Source organism: Pseudaquabacterium terrae, from assembly GCF_013266755.1.
Classification (GTDB): domain Bacteria; phylum Pseudomonadota; class Gammaproteobacteria; order Burkholderiales; family Burkholderiaceae_C; genus Pseudaquabacterium; species Pseudaquabacterium terrae.
Genome location: NZ_JABRWJ010000008.1, coordinates 64,198 through 85,666, shown reverse-complemented (window position 1 = coordinate 85,666; position 21,469 = coordinate 64,198). Strand labels below are relative to the sequence as shown.

The window sequence follows — 21,469 nt, the reverse complement described above, 5'->3', positions numbered from 1 at the left end:
TCAACCCTTCAGCAGCGCCCAGTCGAGCGGCGTGCCGCGGGCGATCGACTTCACCGCGCGCATGCCGAGCACGGTCTCGAAGTATTTCGGCGCCAGGCCCATGCCGGGTCGGATCGCACGCACGTTGTCGGCGCTGAAGGCCTCACCCGGCTGCATGTCCTTGACGACGTAGAGCGAGCGCCGGTAGGCCAGCGACTTGGCTTCCGCCGCGGTGCCGCCGAAGACCACGCCGCCCATCGCTGCCCAAGCCCGTTCGCTCTCGGTGCACAGCAGCGCGAGCTCGTGCGGTTCGAGCGAGAAGGTCGAATCGACGCCGCCGTCGGCGCGCGCCAGCGTGAAGTGCTTTTCGATCACCGTCGCGCCCAGCGCGACCGCGGCAATCGCCGCGCCGCAGCCCATCGTGTGGTCGGACAGGCCGACTTCGCAGCCGAAGGTTTGGCGCAATACGGGGATCGTGTTCAGGTTGGTGTTCGCTGGCGTCGCCGGGTAGGTGCTGGTGCACTTCAGCAGCACGATGTCGCGGGCGCCGGCCGTGCGCGCGGTGCGCAAGGTCTCGTCGATCTCGGCGACCGAGGCCATGCCGGTCGAGATGATCATCGGCTTGCCCGTCGCCGCCACCTTGCGGATCAGCGGCAGGTCGGTGCACTCGAACGAGGCGATCTTGTAGGCCGGGACGTGCAGCGATTCGAGGAAATCGACCGCGCTCTCGTCGAAGGGCGTGCTGAAGGCGTGCAGGCCGCGTGCCGCAGCGCGCTCGAAGATCGCCGGATGCCAGTCCCAGGGCGTGTGGGCCTCGTGGTACAGGTCGAAGAGCTGGCGGCCGGCCCACAGGCTCTTCGGATCGTCGATCACGAAGCCGGGTGCGTCCGAGTCCAGCGTCATCGTCTCGGCCGTGTAGGTCTGCAGCTTGATCGCATCGGCGCCGGCATCGGCCGCTGCGTCGACGATCGCCAGCGCCCGGTCGAGCGACTGGTTGTGGTTGCCCGACATCTCGGCGATGACATAGGGGCGATGCTCGCGCCCGATGCCGCGGTGACCGATCTTCATGACGGGACTCCGGGGAGGGTGGACGAGAAATGGGCAGACAGAACCATGGCCGAGGGACTCCTGGGGGTTCGCCCATCATCGGCCAGCCGGTGGCCCGGCATGCGCCGAAAAAGCGGGGGTTTCCGGCGTGGTTTTGAGCCAGGTCAGGCGGCGTGGGCGGCGGGCGCCACGGGGGGCGCGCGGCCGGTCAGCTGCACATCCGCCAGCATCGCCTCGGCCAGCGCCTGCTCGCCGAGGAAGACCCGCGTGTTCGGCAGCGCGGCCAGCAGCCGCGCCTCGTGCTCGTTGTGGCAGCGCAGCACGATGCGGATCTCCGGGTTCAGCGTGCGCGCGGTCTCGATCATCGCCGTCGCGCCCACCGTGTCGGGAATCGCGATCACCAGCACACGCGCCTCGGCGACGTGGGCCTGGATCAGCACTGCGGGGTCGGTGGCGTCGCCGACCACCGCCGCGATGCCCCGCTCGCGCAGCGCCTCGATGCGCTCGCGGTTCTGGTCGGCGACGACGAAGGGCGTGCCGGCGCGCTGCAGCGCCTCGGCGATGCTGCGGCCGACGCGGCCGTGGCCGACGATCACGACCTGGCGCTTCAGGAACGCCTCGGCCGTCTCCAGCGGCAGCTCGGCCAGCGGGTCGTCGCGGGTTTCGAGCCGCCGCGCCAGCGCCGAGCGCGCGCGGATCCAGCGCTGCGCCGGCTCGATCAGCGCGAAGACCAGCGGGTTCAGCGTGATCGAGATCAGCGCGCCCGCCAGGATCAGGCTCTGCCCCTCGGGCGGCAGCAGCTTCAGCGACACGCCGAGCGCGGCCAGGATGAACGAGAACTCGCCGATCTGCGCCAGGCTGGCCGACACCGTCAGCGCCGTGTTCAGCGGGTAACGGAACAAGAGCACCAGTGCGCCCGCGGCGACCGATTTTCCGAGCACGATGATCGCCACCACCGCCAGCACCTGCAGCGGCCGCTCGACCAGCACGCGCGGATCGAACAGCATGCCGACCGAGACGAAGAACAGCACCGAGAAGGCGTCGCGCAGCGGCAGCGACTCCTCGGCCGCGCGCTGGCTGAACTGCGACTCGCGCAGCACCATGCCGGCGAAGAAGGCGCCGAGCGCGAACGACACACCGAAGAGCTCGGCCGAGCCGTAGGCGATGCTGACCGCCGCGGCGACGACGCACAGCGTGAACAGCTCGCGCGAGCCGGTCTTGGCCACCTGCCACAACAGCCACGGGAAGAGGCGCCGGCCGACCACCAGCATCAGCACGACGAAGGCGCCGACCTGGAGCAAGGTGCGGCCCAGCGCCAGCCAGAGCGCCGCGCCGTTCTGGGCGCCCTGCCCGCTGTCCCCGCTGGAACCACCCAAGGGCCCCGCCAGCGCCGGCAGCAAGACGAGCACCAGCACCATCGCCAGGTCCTCGACGACCAGCCAGCCGACTGCGATGCGGCCGTTCATCGACTCCACCGCGCCTTGCCCCTCCAGCGCCTTCAGCAGCACGACGGTGCTGGCCACCGACAGCGCCAGGCCGAAGACCAGCCCGGCGCCCAGGCTCCAGCCCCACCAGTGGCTCACCGCCATGCCCATCGCGGTGGCGACGACCATCTGCACCACGGCACCGGGCAGCGCGATCTTGCGCACCGCCATCAGGTCGGCGAGCGAGAAGTGCAGGCCGACGCCGAACATCAGCAGCATCACGCCGATCTCCGACAGCTGACTGGCGACGCCCAGGTCGGCGACGTAACCCGGCGTGGCCGGGCCGATAACGATGCCGGCCAGCAGGTAGCCGACCAGCGCCGGCAACTTCAGCCGCGCGGCGACGAAGCCGAGCATCAGCGCGAGGCCGAACGCGGCAGCGAGGGTGGTGATCAGGGGAACGTCGTGGTGCACCCCGCGTTTATAGACGACGGCTTCACGGGGTCGCCCAAGGCCTGCGCGGGCGGCCGCTGCATCACGCGCCGCAGCCGGGCCATGTCGAGGTCCAGCAGATGATTGGCGGCGAAGCTGTTCTGGCTGTCCGGCTCCAGCGCCGCGGCGATCAAGCCGGCCAGCGGCTGGTCCAGCGGCACGTAGACCATGCCGGCGCCGATCGGCTCGTCCGCCGCCTCGGTACGCACCTGCAGCAGCCGCACCGGCGGGCCGCCGCCGTCGTCGATCGCGCCGCGGCTGTCCTGGCGCTGCCCGCTGGCTTCGGCGCCGACGACGTAGCGCTCGACCGCCCAGCGACCGGGCACAGCCACGCGCTGCCAGCGCGCACCGAGCAGGTGCAGGCGCTCCAGCGCGGCCGGCGCCTGCGCGGCATCGAACAGGTAGCCGCAGGGCCGCGGCCGCGTGCGCTCGACCTGCAGCGGCTCGGCGGCGCGCCAGTCGACCTCCAGCGGCAGGTCGGCGCCGCTGCGCGGATCGAGCAGCACGATGCGGCGGCGTGTGTTCGAGTGGCGCGCGGCGATCACCAGCTCGCCCTGGCAGGCCTGCGCCGCGGTGTCGCGGCCGGCCTGTTCGACCAGCGCGAGCAGCCGCGGGCCCAGCGCCGCCGCGGTGTCGATCACGCTGGCCGCGGCGACGACGTGCGCATGCACGCGCCGCAGCAGGTGCGCGCGGCCCAGGCCAATGCCGCGCACCTCCACCAGCAGGCTCACCGCCGGCCGCAGCCCGGCGGTGTTGCGTCCGGTGTCGGGTTGCACACCGCCCATCGAGACCACCCGGTCCTTCGGATCCGACGAGCCGGTCTGGTAGTCGTCGCTGCTGTAGCCCTGCGTGGCCCAGGCGGCGTGCAGACGCTCGACGAACTCGCGCCGCGTTGCTGCGCTCAAGCCCGGGTCGAGGTTGCCGACCGTGGCCGGCTGCAGCTGCGCGTCGACCTTCTGCAGCGCGCCGAACTTCTCGATCCAGCGGCCGGCGACAGTGAATTCGTGCAGGTCGAGCACGACCTGCGGCCGATGGCGCGCCAGCACGTCGGCGATCGCCTGGCCCTCGGGCGTGCGCAGCAGCAGGTGGTCGCGGTTGACGTCGATGCCGTTGGGCGTGGTGCGCACGAAGGCCTCGGCACCATCGGGATTGGCGCGCGGCAGCAGCAGCAGGTTGACGCGGTCGAGCAGGCCCGAGCGCGGCCCGGCGAACAGCTGCGCCAGCGCCAGCACTGCCTCGCCGCCGGCCGGTTCGTTGCCGTGCTGCTGGCCGATCACCAGCACCGTCGGCAGCGCAGGGTCGATGCGTCCTTGCGCGGTCAGCGTCAGCAAGGGCACCGGCCGGCCGCGTTGCGAGGTGCCGGCCTCGCTCAGCTTCAGGTGCGCCGTACCGGCCGCCAGCCGTTCGGCGAAGGCCATCACCTCGGCATGCGTGGTGAAGTCGGCGCGGCCCTCGCGAAACGCCGGCGTGTCGTAGCGCACCGGCGGATCGGGATAACGCTCGGCGACGGCCGGTGTCTCCCGCACGACCTTCTCCGGATCGAACTGCGCGAAGGCGCCCCCTGCCGCGGCAGCGGCGGCAAACACGACTGCGAGGACCGGCCAGCGGGCCATCGTCAGTCCTCGATCTTCAGATTGCGTTCGCGCACCAGCTTGGCCCAGCGGTGCTGGTCCTGCTGGATGAACTGCGCCAGCTTGCCCGCCGAGCTGGGCGCCGGCTCGTTGCCCTGCTCAATGAGCATTCGCACGACCTCCGGATCGGCGAGCGCGCGCTGCAGGTCGTCGCTGATGCGGTCGACCACCGGCTGCGGCGTCTTCGCCGGCGCGAACAGCGCATACCAGATCGTGTACTCGAAGCCGGGCACGCCGGCCTCGGCGATCGTCGGCAGCTCGGGCAGCGCGCGGGCGCGCTGGCTGCTGGCCACCGCCAGCGCGACCAGCTTGTTGGCGCGCACGTGCGTCAGTACGCTCGGGATCGCGTTGATGCCCACCTGCACCTGGCCGCCGACCAGCTCGATCACCGACGGCGCGCCGCCCTTGTAGGGCACGTGGACCATGCTGGTGCCGGTCATCGCCTGGAACATCTCCATCGCCAGCTGGTTCGGGCTGCCGATGCCGCTGGAGCTGAAGTTCAGCTCGCCGGGCTTCTTCTTCGCCAGCGCGATCAGGTCCTTGACCGACTTGATGCCCAGCGACGGATGCGCCAGCAGCACCGGCGGGTTGGTGACCAGCCGGCCCACCGGCACCAGGTCGCGCTGCGGGTTGTACGGCAGCTTCGGGCGCAGCAGCGGGCCGGTGACGATCTGCGAGCCGGCGGCCAGCAGCAGGTGGTGGCCGTCGGCGGGCGCCGCGGCGCCCGCCTTGATCGCGTGCACGCCGGCGCTGTTCTCCACCAGCACCTGCTGCTTCCAGTATTCGGTCAGTTTCCTGGCGACCACGCGCATCGCGGCATCGGCCGCGCCGCCGGCCGGGAACGGCACGATCACGCGCACCGGGCGCTCGGGAAAGTCGCCGGCACGCGCGGCGCCGCCGAAAGCGGCCAGCGCGGCGGCCAGCAGGAGAACCTGGCGCTTGTTCATGGCGGCCATCCTTGCAGTGTGATGCGGTCGGAAATCAGAAGACATGCTTGATGCCGGCGCCGAGCGCACGCACACGCACGTTCGACTTCGTCGAGTCGATGCCGTCGCTGTCGGCGAAGGCCTGCAGCTCGCTGCGCTTGGACAGTGCATAGAGCCACGCGGCCTGCACGCGGCGGCGGTCACCGCTGCGGTTGGCCTGCACATCGCGCTGCAGCAGGTTCAGCACCAGGCTGTGCTGGCCGGCGCGGTAGAGCGCGCCGACGATCGCGTACTTGACGTCGCGCCGCGTGCTCGCCGTGTTGCGGTAGCGGTCGACGCCGAACAGCACGTAGGGCTCGATGGCGCCGCCGTCGTAACGCACGCCGGCCTGCCACTTGTCGTCGAACTCGTTGGCCTTCAGGCCCCCGGCGCGGCTGTCCTTGGCATATCCGAGCGCGGCGATCACCGGCCCGGCGCGGACCAGCACGCCCAGGTCGAGCGAACGCGCATCGTCCTCGGCCTCGGTGGCGGTGCCCGCGCCGCGCCAGTAATAGCGCGCCATCAGCTCGGCTCCGCCGAAGGCCGGGCTGCGGTAGCCGATCGAGTTGGAGGTGCGGTTGCGCGCGTTCAGCATCGTGGTGCCGATCGCCGTCGCGCCGGCATCGTTGGCGGCGAAGCTGGTGATCGCGGTGACCTGCGAGTACAGCGGCGAGCCGGTCGGGTTGCCCGAGTCGAGCCGGCCGAGCGCCAGCGTGCCGAAGCCGCCGCCGAGCCCCACGTACGAATAGCGGTAGGCCGGGGCGGTCAGCTCGCCCGAATCGGCGTTGAAGCCCATCTCCAGCCCGAACTGTGCGCGCAGGCCACCGCCCAGGTCCTCGGTGCCGCGGAAGGACAGCCGCGATGCGTTGTCGCGCAACTCGTGCACGGCGCCCTGGTCGCCGGTTTGCACGCGGTTGACCGACAGGCGGATCTGGCCGCCGACCTGCACGGACTGCGCCGGTGCGATGGCCGGCAGCGCGGCGGCGACCATGACAACGGTCAACGATCGGCGAATCGAATACTTCTTCACGCGCGGGCTCCTGGTGGGGGGGATGGAATGGGCTTCAGCACCGCGCCGAGCTCGCCGGCGAGCGCGCTGTCGAGGGCGTGGACGAAGCGGCCGAGGTCGGCGGCCAGGCGCTCGAAGCCGGCGTGGCGCTCGCAACGCGCCTCGTCCATGTACAGCGAGCGCTTGATCTCGATCTGCAGGCTGTGGCGGCCGGCGGCCGGCCGGCCATGGCGGCGCACGAGCTCGCCGCCGCGGTACGGGTCGTTGATGCCGACGCTGTAGCCCAGGCCGCGCAGGTTCTCGACGACCCAGGCGACGAGGCGCGCATCGGCGCCGCGGCCGTCGAGGTCGCTGACCACCAGGTCGGGCCGCGGACGGCCGCAGTCCTCGTTCATTGCGTTGCCGACCGACTTCATCGAATGGCAGTCCACGTGCACGCTGAAGCCCCAGCGCGCAAACGCGGCATCCACCAGCGCGGCCAGCCGCGCGTGGTAGGGCTCGTAGCAGCGCTGCAGCCGGCCGCGCACCTCATCGACCGGCAGCGGTTGCGCGTACATCGGCACGCCCGGCAATACGTCGCGCCGGATCAGGCCCATGCCGCGCTGCGAGGTCGGCGCCGGGTGCAGCGGCTCGGGCCACGGTGCGGCGAGCAGCGCGGGATCGAGATCGTCGCGGGCGCGGTTGGCATCGATGTAGGCGCGGTGGAAGCGCGCGGCGAGCAGCGGCGCGCGGCCGGCGACGGCAGCCGCCCAGAGCTCGTCGACCCAGGCGTCCCAGCTGGTCGCCAGCTCGGCCGGTGTCGCCAGGGTCGGCGTGCCGTCGGCCGGCCAGTGCGGCCAGCTGTGCGGTGAATCGAAGACCAGCGGACCGTGCACCGGCGCGGTCGGGCCGATGACGGCGAAAGCTGCGGCAGGATCGGGGGTCGGAAGCATTCGTGGTTTGAGAGTTTCGTTGGTTGAAACGCTGTCACAGTGTTTGAAACATTGTGCGCCATCGCGGCGCGCGGCGCAAGCGCGGCCGCAGCGCCCGCACGACCGCGACGCACAATCGCCGCGATGGAATACACGGTCGCTGCCGTTCACGAAGCCTTGAGCGTGCTGATGCACGTCGCCCATGCGCCGGGCCTGGGCGTCACCGAAATCGCGCGCCGCTCGGGCAATACCAAGGCGCGCACCTTCCGGCTGCTGACGACGCTGGAGCAGTCCGGCTTCGTGCAGCGCGGGCCCACCGATACCGACTACGTGCTGGGCCCGATCGCGCTGGTGCTCGGGCTCGCGGCCCAGGAGCAGGTCAGCCTGGCAAGGCTGGGCCGCAGGCACCTGGAGGCGCTGGGCCAGCGCTTCGACGAGAACGTGCAAATCCGCGTGCGCGACGGGCTGGTCTCGGTGACGGTGGTCAAGTGGGATTCGTCGCAGGGCGTGCGCGTGCACAGCGACATCGGCGTGCGGCGCGCGCTGCACGCCGGCGCGTCCGGCAAGCTGCTGCTGGCCTTCGCGCCCGAGGCGCTGCAGCAGCAGGTGCTCGACGGCCCGCTCGAACGATTCACGCCGCAGACGCTGTCGCAGCGCGCCAAGCTCGCCCGCGAGATCGCGCAGGTGCGCGAGCAGGGTTATGCGGTGTCGAAGGGCGAGGTCTTCGGCGGCGTCGTCGCGGCCGCCGTGCCGGTGCTCGATGCCCGAGGCGAGGTCATCGCAGCGCTCGGCATGTCGATCCCCGAGGTGCGCGCGCCGGCCGACCTGGCACCGCATGTCGATGCGCTGACGCGTGCGGCGCAGGGGCTGTCGCGCGAGCTGGGGTGGCCGGGGTGAGTGTTGCCGCGTGGGACGGCTTCATGCGGATGCTGAAGCGCAAGGGCAAGGCGCGTATCGCCGTGGCGTCCATCGTGCGCTACGGCGACGAGGTGGCTGGACGGTTCGACGGCGAGTTCGTCGCGCTCGCATGTATACACGTCATAGGCGTCCAATGACTGCAACGGAGAGTCCATGAATCTGTTGGCTGAGGTAATGCATCTTCTTTCTGCAGCGGGCCTTGCGCTGTTTGTTGGCGCGCTGTTGACAGAGGCCATGGTGCTCGTGCCGATGTGGCGAACATTGCAACCACAAGAATTCTTCACACTGCATGCGGCGCATGCGCACCGCCTGTACGCTTTCTTTGCGCCGCTCACGGTGAGCGCAACGCTTCTTGCAGTGGGGGCTGCAATTGCAGCCGTCGCCACCGATCGGCCCCTGAGTTCCGCGTCGGTTGTCGCTGCCGTTCTCGCATTGGTCATTCTTTCAACCTACCTTCTGTACTTTCAGCGCGCCAATGCGAGCTTTGCCGCGGCGAGCATCACGCACGAAGCGCTTCCTGCAGAGCTGGCGCGTTGGGCTTCCTGGCACTGGTTCCGCACCGTCATCGGCCTCGTCGCGCTTGCCTCGGCATTGCTTGCATTGCGTGGCGCAAGACCATGACCGTCCGCCCCTTCCAAGACGCCGACTGGCCGCAGCTGTGGCCGCTGCTGCGCGACACCTTCGCCGCGGGCGACACCTATGCCTTCGCGCCCGACAGCAGCGAAGCGGAGATCCGCAAGGCGTGGATCGATGCGCCGCAATCCACCTGGTTGGCCTGCGCTGCCGACGGCCGGCTGCTCGGCACCTACATCCTGAAGCCGAACCAGCCGGGGCTCGGCGGGCATGTCTGCAACTGCGGCTACGTGGTGGCGCCCGAAGCGCGCGGCCAGGGCATCGCGTCGGCGATGTGCGAGCACTCGCAGGACGAGGCGCGCCGGCAGGGCTTTCGCGCGATGCAGTTCAACCTCGTCGTGTCGACCAACGAGGGCGCGGTGCGCTTGTGGCGCAAGCTCGGCTTTCACATCGTCGGCACGCTGCCCCGTGCCTTCCGGCATGCGCAGCGCGGCTACGTCGATGCCTACGTGATGTTCAAGACCCTGGTCTGAACGCCTCAGGCCGGCCGGGATTCGATCTCGATCGGCGTCCAGGTCCACTTGTCGCGCAGGCTGTCCCATTCGGACTTCAGGATGCCCATGCGCACGACGTCGAACCACTCGCCGTTCTTGAAGATGTGCTGGCGCGCGACACCCTCGACCTTCGAGCCGAACTTCTCGTGCAGCGCGACCACGCGGTCGTTGAACGAGAACACCTCGCACCACAGCTTGTTCAGGCCCAGCGTGTCGAAGACGTAGGCGTAGATCGTCAGCTCGAGCGATTTCGCCAGGCCGATGCCGCGCGCGCTGGTTTCGCCGAGGTAATACGCCCAGGCGCAGCGGCGGTTGGTCCAGTCGATTTCCGACAGGCTCAGCAGGCCGATCGATTGCGCGGCGCCCGCCTCGTCGATCGACTCGATGATCCAGACGCGATCGCGCTCCGAGGTGGCCATGCGTTCGTACCACGCGCGCTGCTGCTCGATCGTCAACTGCGGATCGGTGTACATGTACTTCGTGACCTCGGGCAGCATGCGCCAGCGCATCACCATCTCGAGGTCGGCTTCGCGCACCAGTCGCAGTCGGTAGCTCATCGCAAGTCTCCTTCGAGGACGCGCAGGGATGCCAGAGCCGCGGCAACACGCGCGGCGCCCTGGCCATCGACCAGCGCGAGGGAACGGTGGTGCAGTGCGGCGCGTTCGGCCGGCGTGTCGATCAGCTGGCGGATCGCGGTGCCGAGCGCACTGCAGCGGTCAGCGCCCTGCCCGATCGCATCGAAGCCGATCACCACGCCGTCGGCCGCCAGCAGCGGCACCGACAGGCGCTGGTTCTCGGCGGTGATCAGCGCCAGCGTCGGCGTGCCGAGGCAGCAGCGCTCCCACAGCGCGCCGCCACCGGCGCCGATCTGCAGGCCGTGGCGGGCGTGGAAGTCGGCGAGGTTCGGCTGGTCGACGGCGAGCGTCAGCAGCGCATCGGCGGCGGCCAGCGCCTGCAGCGCGGGCAAGGACGGATTGGCCGAGGTCGTCGCGACTTCGATCGGCCCGGCCCACGCGGCGTGCTCGCGGCAGGCCGCGTAGGCGAAGGCCGAGCAGTTGCCCGGATCGGTGCCGCCCATGAAGATTCCGATGCTCGGCACCTGCTCGCCGATCACGCAGCGTGGATGCGTGCGGTACACCGCATCGAGCAGCGCGTACGACGGCCCGCCGCAGATGCGCGCCGGGTAGCGCAGCACCGCGCGGTACTTCGCCGCATGGTCGGCGGCCGGGTTGTGGTCGATCACCAGCTCCGCGGCGAGCGGGCGGTCGGCCAGGTCGTCGATCACCGCGATCGCCGCGCCGGTCGCTGCCCCTAACGCACAATGCCAGCGGGCATCGATGCCGTAGTGGTCGACCAGCACCACCTGCGGCTGCCAGGCGTGCACCGCGCAGGTGGTGTCGGCGGCGTCGCGGTCCCAGCGGCGTTCCAGCCACTCGCCGTGCGGCGGCGGTGCGTCGTCGGCATCGTCGTCGGGCCGGTCGTCCAGGCGTGGCATCGGCAGCGCGGTGAAGCCGGCCTGCGCCAGCAGCGCAGTGACATCGACGTCCGAAGGCCGCAGGACGAAGCAGACCTCGTCGCCCTGCTCGCGCAGCGCCTGCGCCAGCGCCAGGCAACGCTTCAGGTGGCCCCAGCCGATGCGGCGCGATGCGTCGGCGCGCACGGCGATGCGCATCAGCGTTTTCCCAGCGCTTCGAACAAGGCCTCGGCGCGGGCCCAGTCGTCGGGGGTGTCGATGTCGACGGCAGCCCAGTGCGGCAGCACGATCGTCTTCGCGCCCAGGTGCGGGCTGGTGCCGGCGCGCCAGGCGTCGGTGCGTCCCCAGTAGAACTGGCCGGCGTCGTGGTAGGCCGGGGTCAGGTCTTGCGATCGCACATCGGCGTACTCGGGGTACATCGCGCGAGTGGCTCCGGCTGCATCACGCACCAGCGCGCGCTGCACGGCCGACGGGAATTCGAGCACCGGAAAGACGTAGTCGCAGCCGCCCTCCTCCAGCAGCGCCAGCGCGTCGCGCAGCGCCTGCGCCTGCAGCAGCGGCACGGCCGGATAGATGCAGCAGACCTGTGACGCAGGCCAGCCATCGGCCGCCAGCGCGTCGATCGCATGCTGGATCACCGGCATCGTGCCGGCGGTGTCGTTCGAGAGCTCCGGCGGCCGCATGAACGGCACTTCGGCGCCCTGTTCGCGCGCGATGGCGGCGATCTCGGCATCGTCGGTCGAGACGACGATGCGGTCGAAGACACCGGTCTCGCGCGCCGCACCGATCGCGTAGCCGATCATCGGCCGCCCGGCAAAGGCGCGGATGTTCTTGCGCGGAATGCGCTTGCTGCCGCCACGCGCGGGGATGACGGCAAGACGCATCGTGATGGCCTCGCCGATCAGCCGAGCGCCGCGCGCAGCACCGCGACCACGCGGTCCTGTTCGGCCTCGGTCATCTCGGGGAACAGCGGCAGGCTGATGGCCTGCGCGTAGTAGGCCTCGGCCGCGGGGAAGTCGCCGCGCTTGAAACCCAGGCGCTGGTAGTGCGGCTGCGTGTGGATCGGGATGTAGTGCACGTTGACGCCGATCTCGGCGGCGCGCAGCGCTTCGAACACGGCGCGGCGGTCGTGGCCCCTGCTCAGCTCGATCGCATAGAGGTGCCAGGCGGATACCCGATCCGCCAGCCGCGCCGGGCGCTTGACCGGCAGGTCCGCCAGCAGCGCGTCGTAGCGTTCGGCGCGGGCCGCGCGCTTGGCATGCATGTCGTCCAGGCGCTTCAGCTGCGACAGCCCGAGCGCCGCCTGCAGGTCGGTCATGCGGAAGTTGTAGCCCAGGCGCTGCTGCTCGTAGTACCAGGGGCCGTCCGGCGTGCCGTCCATCAGCGCAGCATCGCGCGTCATGCCGTGCGAGCGCAGCAGTTGCAGCTCGCGCGCCAGTGCATCGTCCTGCGTCGTCACCAGGCCGCCCTCGGCGGTGGTGACGATCTTCACCGCGTGGAAGCTGAAGACGGTGGCATCGGCCCAGGCGCTGCCGACCGGCGCGCCGAGGTAGCGGGCGCCGGTGGCGTGCGAGGCGTCCTGCAGGATGCGAAAGCCATAGCGGTCAGCCAGCGTGCGGATCTCGCGCAGGTCGGTCGGCAGGCCGGCGAAGTCGACCGGAATCACCACCTGCGGCAGCGTGCCGGCGGTTCTTGCGGCTTCCAGCTTCGCCGCCAGCGCGACGACTGACATGTTCCGCGTGTGCGGATCGATGTCGACGAAGTCGATGGTCGCGCCGCAATAGAGTGCGCAGTTCGCAGACGCGAGGAAACTGTTCGGGCTGGTCCACACCCGCGCGCCGGGACCCACGCCCAATGCGAGGCAGGCGATGTGCAGGCCTTCGGTTGCATTGCCGACGGCGATGGCGTGCTTGACCTGGTGCACATCGGCGAACGCGCGTTCGAAGGCCGGCACGGCCGGGCCCTGCGTCAGGAATTCCGAGCGCAGCACCGCCGTGACGGCGGCGATGTCGTCGTCGGTGATCTGCTGGCGGCTGTACGGGATGAAGGCCATCGTGCGGTGCTCCGGGGTCCCGGTGCACGCACGGCTGCGGCAGGCGCAGGACCACGCTGTGCATGATCCCGCAAACCCGCCGGCTCGATGCGCCGAATTGGCGCGGAATCCGGCTCAGTTCGACGAGCCGCGTGCGACGTCCATCACGAGACGCGTCGACAGGTACAACCGCGGCACGATCGAGTCGAGCTTCACGTACTCGGCCGTGTTGGAGTGCGATCCGGCGCCGCTCAAGCCCAGACCTTCGATCACCGGGCCGCGCGCCTTGACCGCCGCGAAGGCGGCGTCGGTGCCGCCGCCGGTGGGCACGTCCAGCACCTTCAGCGGCAGGCCGAGCTCGCCGTAGACCGCCACCGCGCGGGCGCCGAGCGCGCGCGAATCCGTTGTGGCCTCCAGCGGCGGGCGGCGGATTTCGAAGCGCAACTGCACCTTGGCGTCGGGCACGCGCTGCTGCTTCACCCGCCGCTGCAGCGTGGCCTGCAGCTCGTCGAAGTCGGCCAGGCGCAGCGCGCGGGCGTCGGCCTGCGCGCTGGCCTGCGCCGGAATGACGTTGCGGTTGGTGCCGGCCTGCGAAACGGTCCAGTTCAGGCTGAGACCCTTGGCCGGCTGCGTCAGGTCGCTCAGCTGCAGCACCTGGTGCGACAGCTCGGTCAACGCGTTGACGCCCTGCGACCAGGCCGAACCGGCATGCGAGGCGCGCCCCTCCACGCTCAAGTAGGCCGAGCCGATGCCGCTGGTGGCCAGGCGCAGGTTGCCCTGCTCGCCGCCGCCTTCGAACGAGAGCACGGCGTCCTGGTCGGCGGCCAGGCGGGTGATGAGGCTGCGCGAGGCCGGCGAGCTGATCTCCTCGTCGCCGTTGATCAGCACGGTCAGCGTGCCGTAGTCGCGGAAGTTCAGCTTGTTCAGCATCGCCACCGTGTGCAGGATCAATGCGATGCCCTGCTTGTCGTCGAGGATGCCCAGCCCGTAGGCCCGGTCGCCGTCGACCCGGAAGGGCTGCTCCTTCAGCATGCCGCGCAGGTACACGGTGTCCATGTGCGCGATCAGCATGATCTTCCTGCTGCCCTGGCCCTTGAACTCGGCATGCACCATCGCGCCGATCTGCTCGGGCGTGTCTTCCATGCGGTAGACCTCGTCGGCGCGGACCAGCTGCGCCTGGCCGCCCAGCTGCGCCAGGCGGTCGCGGATCAGCGCGGCCAGCTGAGCCAGGCCTTGCGGGTCCTTGCTGCCGGATTCGATGTTCACCAGGTCGCGCAGGGTATCCAGCAGCGGCGCCTTCTCGGCGCTGGCCAGCGCCTGAACGCTGGCCACGGGTTGCGCATGCAGGTGGGCAGCCGGTGCGCCGGCCAGTACCAGCGCGGCGCTCAGCCAAAGAGTCCGGAAACGCATTCGACAGCTCTCCTTCGGGGGTGTTTCAGTGGATGGGCACGAGGTGTGCGACAGGCGACTCTAGGCGCTTGGCCAGATGCCGAAAAGATGTCAGCATCTTTCGTGCGATCAATCTTCCTGATCACCCATGAAGCTGCAGCAACTCGAGGTCTTCGTCCACGTGGCGCGCGAGCGCAGCCTGCGTGCCGCCGCCCGGCGGCTGGCGCTGACGCAGCCGGCCATCACGCGCACGATCCAGGAGCTCGAAGCCGACCTCGGCGCGGTGCTGCTGAACCGCAGCGCCAAGGGCGTCGAGCTGACCTCTTTCGGCCAGGTGCTGGAAGTGCGCGCCAGCCAGCTGCTGGAAGACGCGCGCCGGGCGCGCGAGGAGATCGCGCAGCTGCAGGGCGAGCTGCGCGGCACGCTGACCTTCGGCACCACCTCGTCGATCGCGCTGACGCTGCTGCCGCAGGCCGTGCTGCAGTTCCGGCAGTCGGCACCGAAGGCCGAGCTGTCGATCATCGAGCTGAAGTATCCGCACGGCCTGCGGCGGCTGCGCGACGGCCAGGCCGACTTCGCGGCGATGCACCTGCTGCCGGACATGCTGGACGACGACCTGCGCAGCATCCCGCTGCTGGAGACCGATTTCGTCGCGGTGGCGCGTGCCGGAAACCCGCTGATCGGGGCCCGCACGCTGGCCGAGCTGGCCGGTGCGCAATGGTTGCAGCCACTGGCCGGGTCGGCCCAGCCGGGGTCGATCGTCGCCACCGCGTTCCGCAACGCGGGCCTGACGCCACCAGAGGGCGCGGTGCGCTACGCGTCGTTCGCGGTGATGCTGGGCCTGGTGTCGTCGACCGACATGCTGGGCGCCGCCTCGCGGCCGCTGGCCGAACGCCTGGCCGCCTTCGGGCTGCTGCCGGTGAAACTGCGCAAGCCCTTGGCGCGGGTGCAGATGGGCGTGGTGATGCGCAAGTCCTACCGACCGACGCCGGTGGCCACGCAGTTCCTGGCCTGCCTGCAGACGGCCGCGCGGGCCGTCGCGGCGCGACGGCCTTGACTACCGGTCAGTGGCTTTGCTGCGGACCGAGCTCGGTCTGGATCATCGCCTGCAACTGCGGCACCGACAGGAAGTCCGTGTTGCTGCCGCTGTCGTACGAGAAGCCCGGCTTGACGCGCGTGGCGTTCATGCGCGTGCAGTAGTCGTCGATCGAGTACTCGGCGCCCGACGGCAGGATCGCGTAGTAGCCGCCCAGGTCGACCGTGTTCGGGCTGTCGCTGGCGGTGATCATCTCTTCGTGGATCTTCTCGCCGGGGCGGATGCCGACGATCTTCTGCTCGGCTTCCGGCGCAACGGCCGAGGCCACGTCGGTGATGCGGTAGGACGGGATCTTCGGCACCAGGATCTCGCCGCCCCAGGCGTGCTCGATCGACCACAGCACCATGTCCACGCCTTCCTGCAGCGAGATGTTGAAGCGCGTCATCTGCGGATCGGTGATCGGCAGCACGCCGGTGGCGCGCTTCTCGGCGAAGAACGGGATCACCGAGCCGCGGCTGCCCATCACGTTGCCGTAGCGCACGACACTGAAGCGCAGGTCGCGCGAGCCCTTGATGTTGTTGCCGGCGACGAACAGCTTGTCCGAGCACAGCTTGGTGGCGCCGTACAGGTTGATCGGCGCGGCGGCCTTGTCGGTCGACAGCGCGACGACGCGCTGCACCTTGGTGTCCAGGCAGGCCTCGATCAGGTTCTGCGCACCGAGCACGTTGGTCTTGATGCACTCGAACGGGTTGTACTCTGCTGTCGGCACCTGCTTCAGCGCCGCGGCGTGCACGACGATGTCGATGCCTTCCAAGGCACGCGTCAGGCGGGCCTGGTCGCGGATGTCGCCGATGAAGTAGCGCAGCTGCGGGTATTTGCTCGGCGGCAGCAGTTGCTGCATCTCGAACTGCTTCAGCTCGTCGCGCGAATAGATCACCAGCCGCTTGACATCCGGATGGCGCGACAGCACGGTGTGCACGAAGGCCTTGCCGAAGGAACCGGTGCCGCCGGTGATGAGGATGGACTTGTTGCTCAGCATGGCGTCAGGCTCCTTGGAGTGCAGTTGGGCTTGAAGAGGGAAAGAGGTCGTCGTGCGTGGCACGGCAGCGACAGGCGTAGGCGCGGGCCTGCGTGGCCTGCGCGTCGGAATAACGTTGCGGCGAAGCCAGCACGGCGTCGAGCTCGCGCAGCGCGGCGGCGCCGGTGAACGAAGGCACCAGGCCATCGCTGACATAGGGCGGCGTGATCACGTAGTCAGCGGCCCAGTGCTGGTCGCCGACATGCACGACCCAGCTGCCGGCATCGAGGAAGGTCACCGTGCCGCTGGTCGGCTCGCCATACGCGACGCAGATGTCGGCCTCGGCGGCCACTTGGTCGAGCGGCTGCGCCATCGTGCGCTGGAAGAATCCGGCCGGCTCGCCGAGCGCGCCGGAGACGACGTTCAGCGCCGGCGTGCTGGGCTTCAGCCGCACCACGAGATCGCGGTCATGGCGTGCGCACAGCTCGCGCAGGCCCTTGTAGAAGCCGATCAGCCCGAAGAAGTCGATGTACGACAGGCCTTCGCTCTGCATCGTGTTCAGCAGCAGGCAGATGCGGCGCGCGGCCGGCCGCGGCGTCGGCTGCGGCCGGGCGCGGAAGGCCACCGCGCGGCGCGCAACCGGTGCCCCAAGCACCGTGCGCACCGGCGGCGCGAAGCCCGGCAGCTCGACCGCCTCGACCTGGTCCGCGTGCGGCAGCGGCGACGTCGGGTAGGCCGAATGCGGCAGCACCGTCACCGGCGCGCGCAGCGCATGCGCCAGCGAGAACAGCGGGCCGTTGTTGCCGGTGTCGTGATCGGCGACGATGATCCGCGGCTGTTGACCGGCCAGGGCCGCGTACAAACCGTGATAGTTCAGCGCCTGCATCAGGCAGCGGCGGGCCAGCGTGGCGGCCTGCAGCTCGAGCGCGGCGCGGTTCGGCACCAGCGCGGACAGCTCGTCGATGAAGACCGCGCGCGCCCGCTCGGCATACAACTCGCAGGCAATCGGACGCTGCGCAGCGCTCAGCTCGTCGATGCGCTTGAGCAGCAGCGTCGCGCCGCGCCGCACCGGTACGTCGCAGTACAGGCCCGGCAGATCGATCGAGGTTTCGAAGCGCGCTTCGATCGCCTGCGCGAAGCCGCGCGCGTCGTAGAAGCAGGTGGGGATGTGGGTCAGCGCCTCGACGGCGACACCGGCCGCGGCTGCGCGCACGCCCTCGGCATCGAAGCACCACTCCAGCATCGCCGGGTTCCAGAAGCGGCCTGCGCCGTAGGTGTCGACGATCTGCCAGCGGGCGCTGTTGCCGGCGACGATCTCGGTCGACAGCATCGAATCGAAATTGAACAGCTGCGGGTTCGACGGCCGCAGCAGGCCCAGGCGCGCTTCGGGAAACGAGCTTTCGGCGGCCTGGCCCAGGCGCTCGATCGTCAGCGCGCGCTGGAAGAAGAGGTACAGGTGCGCCTGATCCCAGCCCGACCACTGGCCGCGGCCGAACAGCCGCGTGCGCTCGCGCGTCAGGCGCTGGTCGATGCGGCTGGCGCGCGCCTGCGCTTCGGCGTAGACGGCGGTGTTGATGTCGGCGCCGACGTCGAGGCGGCGGAATTCGTAGTGGCCAAAGCCCGCGGCGACCGCGGCATCGAGGATGCCCGGGTCGACGAACAGCAAACGCGTGTCGGCATAACGCTCTTGATGAGCGGCCAGGTGGATCACGTCGCTGCGTTGCAGGACGAACAGGGCGTCGTAGTGTGCGGCGCTCATTGCAGCCACTCCTGCACGCCACGCCCGAGCGACAACAGGATCGCGTTCATCTGCTGCCCGTCGTGCAAGGCATTGACCAGCGAGATGCGCAGCCCGTAGTGGTCGCTCTCGGCGGCCATCACGTCGAAGAGGGAGCGCCGGCCGAGCTGCTGCCACTGCTGCAGCGTGAAGTCGCGCAGGCGTTCGCTGTCGCGCAGCACGGCGCCGACGCGCTGGGCACGATCGAAGGAAGAAGTCGTCTGTTCGTGAACCTCGGCGATGCGCGTGCGGCGGGCCTGCAGCGCTTCCTCACGCTGTAGCACTGCTGCCTGTGCGCGCTTCTTCGCCGCGGCGGAGGCGGCCGCGATGCCCTGGTCGATCAGCGGAATGCTGATCGCCAGGCCGAAGGACAGGCCCTTGCTGTGGTTGGTGCCGATCGTGCCGCCGAAGCCGGAGGCCGCGTTCGCGCCGCCGGTCCACGACACGCGCGGCTGGTGGCTGGCCTCGACCGAGCGCGCGAACTGCTGCGCGGCGGCGGCGCTGGCGTCGAGCTGGGCAATCTCGGCCGAGCGCAGCGCTTCGACCTGCAGGCCGGTGACATCGGGCACCGCGCTCAGCAGGGTCGACCAGTCGTCGGCGCCGGGCAAGGTGTCGCCGACCAGGCGGCGCAGGCGCACCTCGACCTGGCGCAGCTGCGATTCGGTCTGCGTGCGCGACAGCTCGGCCTGCTGCAGCGACTTGCGCACCTGCACCAGCTCGGACAGGCGGCCGCGGTCGGCGGCGACGATCTGCTCCAGCGCCCCCGCCAGGCACTGCATCTTGCGCACGTACTGGCCGTACACCAGCACCTGCTGGCGGAAGCGGCTGCGCTCGAGCGCCAGCGAGACGGTGGACAGCGCCAGCGCCTCGCGGTTGCTCAGGTCGCCGAAGCGCGCGGCATCGGCCAGGCGGTCACGCCAGTCGACCAGGCGATCGGTGCGGCCGCCGTCCCACAGCAGCTGGCTGACGTTCAGCGACACGCCGCCGTGCGCGGCACTCGAATCGGTGTGGCCGGCGCTGCGGCTGAGGCTCGGGCCGACGCTCGCGTTCAACGAGGCCTGCGGCGCGCGCGCCGCGCGGGCCTCGGCCGTGTCGTCCAGCGCGGCTTCGGCCAGCAGGCGCGTCACGCCCGCCTGCGGGCTGTGGTCGATCGCATGGCGCACCAGCGTGCGCAGCTCGGTGCGGGCCTGCTCGGGCGGTGCGCTGCGGGTGGGCAGCGGGGCGTCGTCGGGGCAGTTCGCGCCGGCCGTGCCGGCGGCCAGCACCATGATCCAGGCCACCACGGCGCCGCGCAGCGGAGCAAGAAGGTGGGTGAATCGGGGCATGGGTGGGGGCGACGGATCAGGTGTTCGACTCCCTGAAGTAGACCCGGGGGGGCCTCGTCGCAATCGGCTGAAAAGCTGCCGCTTTTCGGCCTCAATTTCCGCCCGGCGCGGCCGAGCGGTCAGGTTCTCAAGCCGGCGTGACCTTGAACAGGAGCTGGAACGCGTTGGCGTCGCGCTCGGCCTGGTCGGGGTCGGTGCCGCCGGTCTCGGCGATCGCGCGGATGCCGGCCATCAGCGTCGCCGGCGCCTGCGTCGGCAGCTGGCGGCTGAAGGCGGTCTCGATCTTCCAGCCGGCCTGGAAGAACATTTCCATCATCGTGATGCGGGTGAACCAGCGCACGTGCGTGCGGTCCATCAGCCCCGAATCCTCGTAGCGGAAGAGCCCGGTCGCCAGGCGCATCTGCACGCTCCAGTGCTGGGCGTTCGGGATGCAGGCCAAGAGGCAGCCGTCGGCATCGATGCCGGCGCGGATCGTCTTGACGATGCGCCACGGGTCGCGCAGGTGCTCCAGGCAATCGCCGAAGATCCAGCAGTCGCTCGGGAACAGCTTGTCGAAGGCGGCCGGCGTGAAGGTCTCGATGTCGCCGGCCAGTGCCTGGTGGCAGGCCTCGGCGGCGACGGCGGCGTAGTCGGGATCGATGTCGATGCCGACGTACTCGACCGCCGGATTCTTCGCCCGGTAGGCGCGCGCCATCGCGCCGTGCATGCAGCCGACCTCGACGACGCGGCGCGCATTCGGCGGGATCAGCCCCAGCAGGTCCTGGTTGACGACGCTGTGGGCGGGGGTCTGTTTCATCAACATGCGGTGGGCTCCGGGCAAACGACACGGTGCCGGACGTGCGAGACGCCAGGCAGCCTGCCGAGTAGACCGCGCCCGGCACGGTGCCGATCGGCGGAAAGCCGGCGGGTTTGCCCCCCAGTTCGCCGCGACGACGTGCGCCGCCGCCTGTGACGGAATTCACACCGCAACGGGGCAACAGCGCACCGAACCGTTGCGGAACCGCGGCCTACAGTGCTTGCTCTGCCCTCAGAAGCTCAAGGACCCACCATGGCGATCAGGCAACTCCTCGGCGCGCTCGCGTTGCCGGTGGCCGCGATCGTTCTGGGCATCGGCGCTCCCGCGCTGCTGCTGGTGGCGCTCTACGGCTGGTGGTGAATCACCAGCAGGTTTGGCTTGCGGCGGTCAGTGCGACAAACCCGGCGGCGGGCACGCTGGCCGGGCGGAGGCCGCGATCGGCCCCCAGGGCCGACCGCCATCTCGCCCGGGCAGTGCAGCCCGCGCCCGGCTTTGCCGCGCGCCAGCCAACGACGGCCGGCTTCCCTCGGTTCAAACAGGAATGCGCGAGGTGTTCTTGATCTCGTCGATCACCGCGTAGGTGCGCACCTCGCGCACCCCCGGCAGCTTCCACACCACCGAGGCGACGAAGTCGCGGTAGGCGTACATGTCGGCGACGCGGGTCTTCAGCAGATAGTCGAAGCGGCCGTCGACCTCGTGGCATTCGATGACCTCGTGGCGCACCTGCATCGCCGCCTTCAGCGCGCGGCCGATGCCCGGCGCCGGATCGTTGACGCTGATCTCGGCGAACACCAGCAGCCCGCTGGTCAGCTTCTCGGCGTTCAGCACCGCCTCGTAGCCGAGGATGTAGCCCTCGCGCTTGAGCCGCGCGACACGGTCGTGCGTCGCCGCCGGTGACAGCCCCACCACCTCGCCGAGCCGCGTGATCGCGATGCGGCCGTCGTCCTGCAGCAGGCGCAGCAACTGCGCGTCGATCGCGTCGACCGGCGGCAGCGGCCGCGGCTGCGGGTCGGCCAGCGGCGGCGGCAGCGGGCGGCTGGTGTGGGACGTCGTGGACCGGGCGGATGTGTTCATCATCGTGGGCTCCATCACGGGGCGTGTGTCGTGGCAGCCTGCAAT

The 21,469-nt window shown here is 70.3% G+C and carries 21 protein-coding genes; 5 read left to right on the top strand and 16 right to left on the bottom strand.

Features of this window, described 5'->3' with window-relative positions; genetic code table 11:
• The 6 genes from pseI to HLB44_RS24960 all read right to left on the bottom strand — a co-directional run bounded on the left by pseI (position 1) and on the right by HLB44_RS24960 (position 7,479).
• Complete coding sequence (gene pseI, locus HLB44_RS24985; RefSeq protein WP_173128950.1) at positions 1–1,047, bottom strand: pseudaminic acid synthase; 1,047 nt, start codon at positions 1,045–1,047, stop codon at positions 1–3.
• Between the two features lie 143 nt (positions 1,048–1,190).
• Entirely contained in the window at positions 1,191–2,867 is a 1,677-nt protein-coding gene (locus tag HLB44_RS24980) for a cation:proton antiporter domain-containing protein (protein WP_246312473.1), read from the bottom strand.
• 35 nt (positions 2,868–2,902) lie between these two features.
• Positions 2,903–4,555, bottom strand: coding sequence for a M14 family zinc carboxypeptidase (locus tag HLB44_RS24975; RefSeq protein ID WP_173128944.1), 1,653 nt, complete (start codon positions 4,553–4,555; stop codon positions 2,903–2,905).
• Between the two features lie 2 nt (positions 4,556–4,557).
• Positions 4,558–5,520, bottom strand: coding sequence for a Bug family tripartite tricarboxylate transporter substrate binding protein (locus HLB44_RS24970; RefSeq protein WP_173128941.1), 963 nt, complete (start codon positions 5,518–5,520; stop codon positions 4,558–4,560).
• Between the two features lie 34 nt (positions 5,521–5,554).
• Complete coding sequence (locus HLB44_RS24965; protein WP_343051540.1) at positions 5,555–6,568, bottom strand: porin; 1,014 nt, start codon at positions 6,566–6,568, stop codon at positions 5,555–5,557.
• Positions 6,565–7,479, bottom strand: coding sequence for an N-formylglutamate amidohydrolase (locus HLB44_RS24960; protein WP_173128938.1), 915 nt, complete (start codon positions 7,477–7,479; stop codon positions 6,565–6,567). The genes HLB44_RS24965 and HLB44_RS24960 overlap by 4 nt, the downstream gene beginning before the upstream one ends.
• 123 nt (positions 7,480–7,602) lie before the next feature.
• On the opposite strand from HLB44_RS24960, the gene HLB44_RS24955 reads away from it, so the two are divergent.
• Genes HLB44_RS24955 through HLB44_RS24940 form a run of 4 tightly spaced genes read left to right on the top strand, consistent with a single transcriptional unit; the run spans position 7,603 to position 9,482 of the window.
• Entirely contained in the window at positions 7,603–8,355 is a 753-nt protein-coding gene (locus tag HLB44_RS24955; protein WP_173128935.1) for an IclR family transcriptional regulator, read from the top strand.
• A 23-nt stretch (positions 8,356–8,378) separates the two neighbouring features.
• Complete coding sequence (locus HLB44_RS24950) at positions 8,379–8,513, top strand: hotdog family protein (protein ID WP_173128932.1); 135 nt, start codon at positions 8,379–8,381, stop codon at positions 8,511–8,513.
• Between the two features lie 16 nt (positions 8,514–8,529).
• Entirely contained in the window at positions 8,530–8,997 is a 468-nt protein-coding gene (locus HLB44_RS24945) for a DUF1772 domain-containing protein (RefSeq protein ID WP_173128929.1), read from the top strand.
• Positions 8,994–9,482: a GNAT family N-acetyltransferase gene (locus HLB44_RS24940; protein WP_173128926.1), complete on the top strand. Its 489-nt coding sequence runs from the start codon at positions 8,994–8,996 to the stop codon at positions 9,480–9,482. Before HLB44_RS24945 ends, HLB44_RS24940 begins: the two co-directional genes overlap by 4 nt.
• A 5-nt stretch (positions 9,483–9,487) precedes the next feature.
• Here HLB44_RS24940 and pseH read toward each other — a convergent pair whose 3' ends face one another.
• The 5 genes from pseH to HLB44_RS24915 all read right to left on the bottom strand — a co-directional run bounded on the left by pseH (position 9,488) and on the right by HLB44_RS24915 (position 14,419).
• The gene (gene pseH, locus HLB44_RS24935; RefSeq protein WP_173128924.1) at positions 9,488–10,060 is read right to left on the bottom strand and encodes a UDP-4-amino-4,6-dideoxy-N-acetyl-beta-L-altrosamine N-acetyltransferase; all 573 of its coding nucleotides are present in this window, start codon (positions 10,058–10,060) and stop codon (positions 9,488–9,490) included.
• Complete coding sequence (pseG, locus tag HLB44_RS24930; RefSeq protein ID WP_173128921.1) at positions 10,057–11,175, bottom strand: UDP-2,4-diacetamido-2,4,6-trideoxy-beta-L-altropyranose hydrolase; 1,119 nt, start codon at positions 11,173–11,175, stop codon at positions 10,057–10,059. Before pseG ends, pseH begins: the two co-directional genes overlap by 4 nt.
• The gene (pseF, locus tag HLB44_RS24925) at positions 11,175–11,861 is read right to left on the bottom strand and encodes a pseudaminic acid cytidylyltransferase (protein ID WP_173128918.1); all 687 of its coding nucleotides are present in this window, start codon (positions 11,859–11,861) and stop codon (positions 11,175–11,177) included. The genes pseG and pseF overlap by 1 nt, the downstream gene beginning before the upstream one ends.
• 17 nt (positions 11,862–11,878) lie before the next feature.
• Complete coding sequence (gene pseC / locus HLB44_RS24920) at positions 11,879–13,030, bottom strand: UDP-4-amino-4,6-dideoxy-N-acetyl-beta-L-altrosamine transaminase (RefSeq protein ID WP_173128915.1); 1,152 nt, start codon at positions 13,028–13,030, stop codon at positions 11,879–11,881.
• A gap of 114 nt (positions 13,031–13,144) precedes the next feature.
• Positions 13,145–14,419, bottom strand: a complete 1,275-nt coding sequence (locus HLB44_RS24915) for a M20/M25/M40 family metallo-hydrolase (RefSeq protein WP_173128900.1) — start codon at positions 14,417–14,419, stop codon at positions 13,145–13,147.
• A gap of 127 nt (positions 14,420–14,546) precedes the next feature.
• Between HLB44_RS24915 and HLB44_RS24910 the strand changes: the two genes are divergently transcribed.
• On the top strand, positions 14,547–15,455 hold the full coding sequence (locus tag HLB44_RS24910; RefSeq protein ID WP_173128897.1) for a LysR substrate-binding domain-containing protein: 909 nt from the start codon (positions 14,547–14,549) through the stop codon (positions 15,453–15,455).
• A 7-nt stretch (positions 15,456–15,462) separates the two neighbouring features.
• Here the strand turns inward: HLB44_RS24910 and pseB are convergent, their stop codons facing one another.
• The 5 genes from pseB to HLB44_RS24885 all read right to left on the bottom strand — a co-directional run bounded on the left by pseB (position 15,463) and on the right by HLB44_RS24885 (position 21,427).
• The gene (gene pseB / locus HLB44_RS24905; protein WP_173128894.1) at positions 15,463–16,473 is read right to left on the bottom strand and encodes a UDP-N-acetylglucosamine 4,6-dehydratase (inverting); all 1,011 of its coding nucleotides are present in this window, start codon (positions 16,471–16,473) and stop codon (positions 15,463–15,465) included.
• A gap of 4 nt (positions 16,474–16,477) precedes the next feature.
• Positions 16,478–18,211 (bottom strand): glycosyltransferase family protein, encoded by a 1,734-nt coding sequence (locus tag HLB44_RS24900; RefSeq protein WP_173128881.1) that lies wholly within the window; start codon positions 18,209–18,211, stop codon positions 16,478–16,480.
• Entirely contained in the window at positions 18,208–19,554 is a 1,347-nt protein-coding gene (locus HLB44_RS24895) for a TolC family protein (protein ID WP_173128878.1), read from the bottom strand. Before HLB44_RS24895 ends, HLB44_RS24900 begins: the two co-directional genes overlap by 4 nt.
• 127 nt (positions 19,555–19,681) lie before the next feature.
• The gene (locus HLB44_RS24890; protein WP_173128876.1) at positions 19,682–20,350 is read right to left on the bottom strand and encodes a class I SAM-dependent methyltransferase; all 669 of its coding nucleotides are present in this window, start codon (positions 20,348–20,350) and stop codon (positions 19,682–19,684) included.
• A 531-nt stretch (positions 20,351–20,881) separates the two neighbouring features.
• Positions 20,882–21,427 carry an Lrp/AsnC ligand binding domain-containing protein gene (locus tag HLB44_RS24885; RefSeq protein WP_246312465.1) on the bottom strand — a complete coding sequence of 182 codons (546 nt, stop codon included), beginning with the start codon at positions 21,425–21,427 and terminating at the stop codon, positions 20,882–20,884.
• Positions 21,428–21,469: the final 42 nt, after the last annotated feature.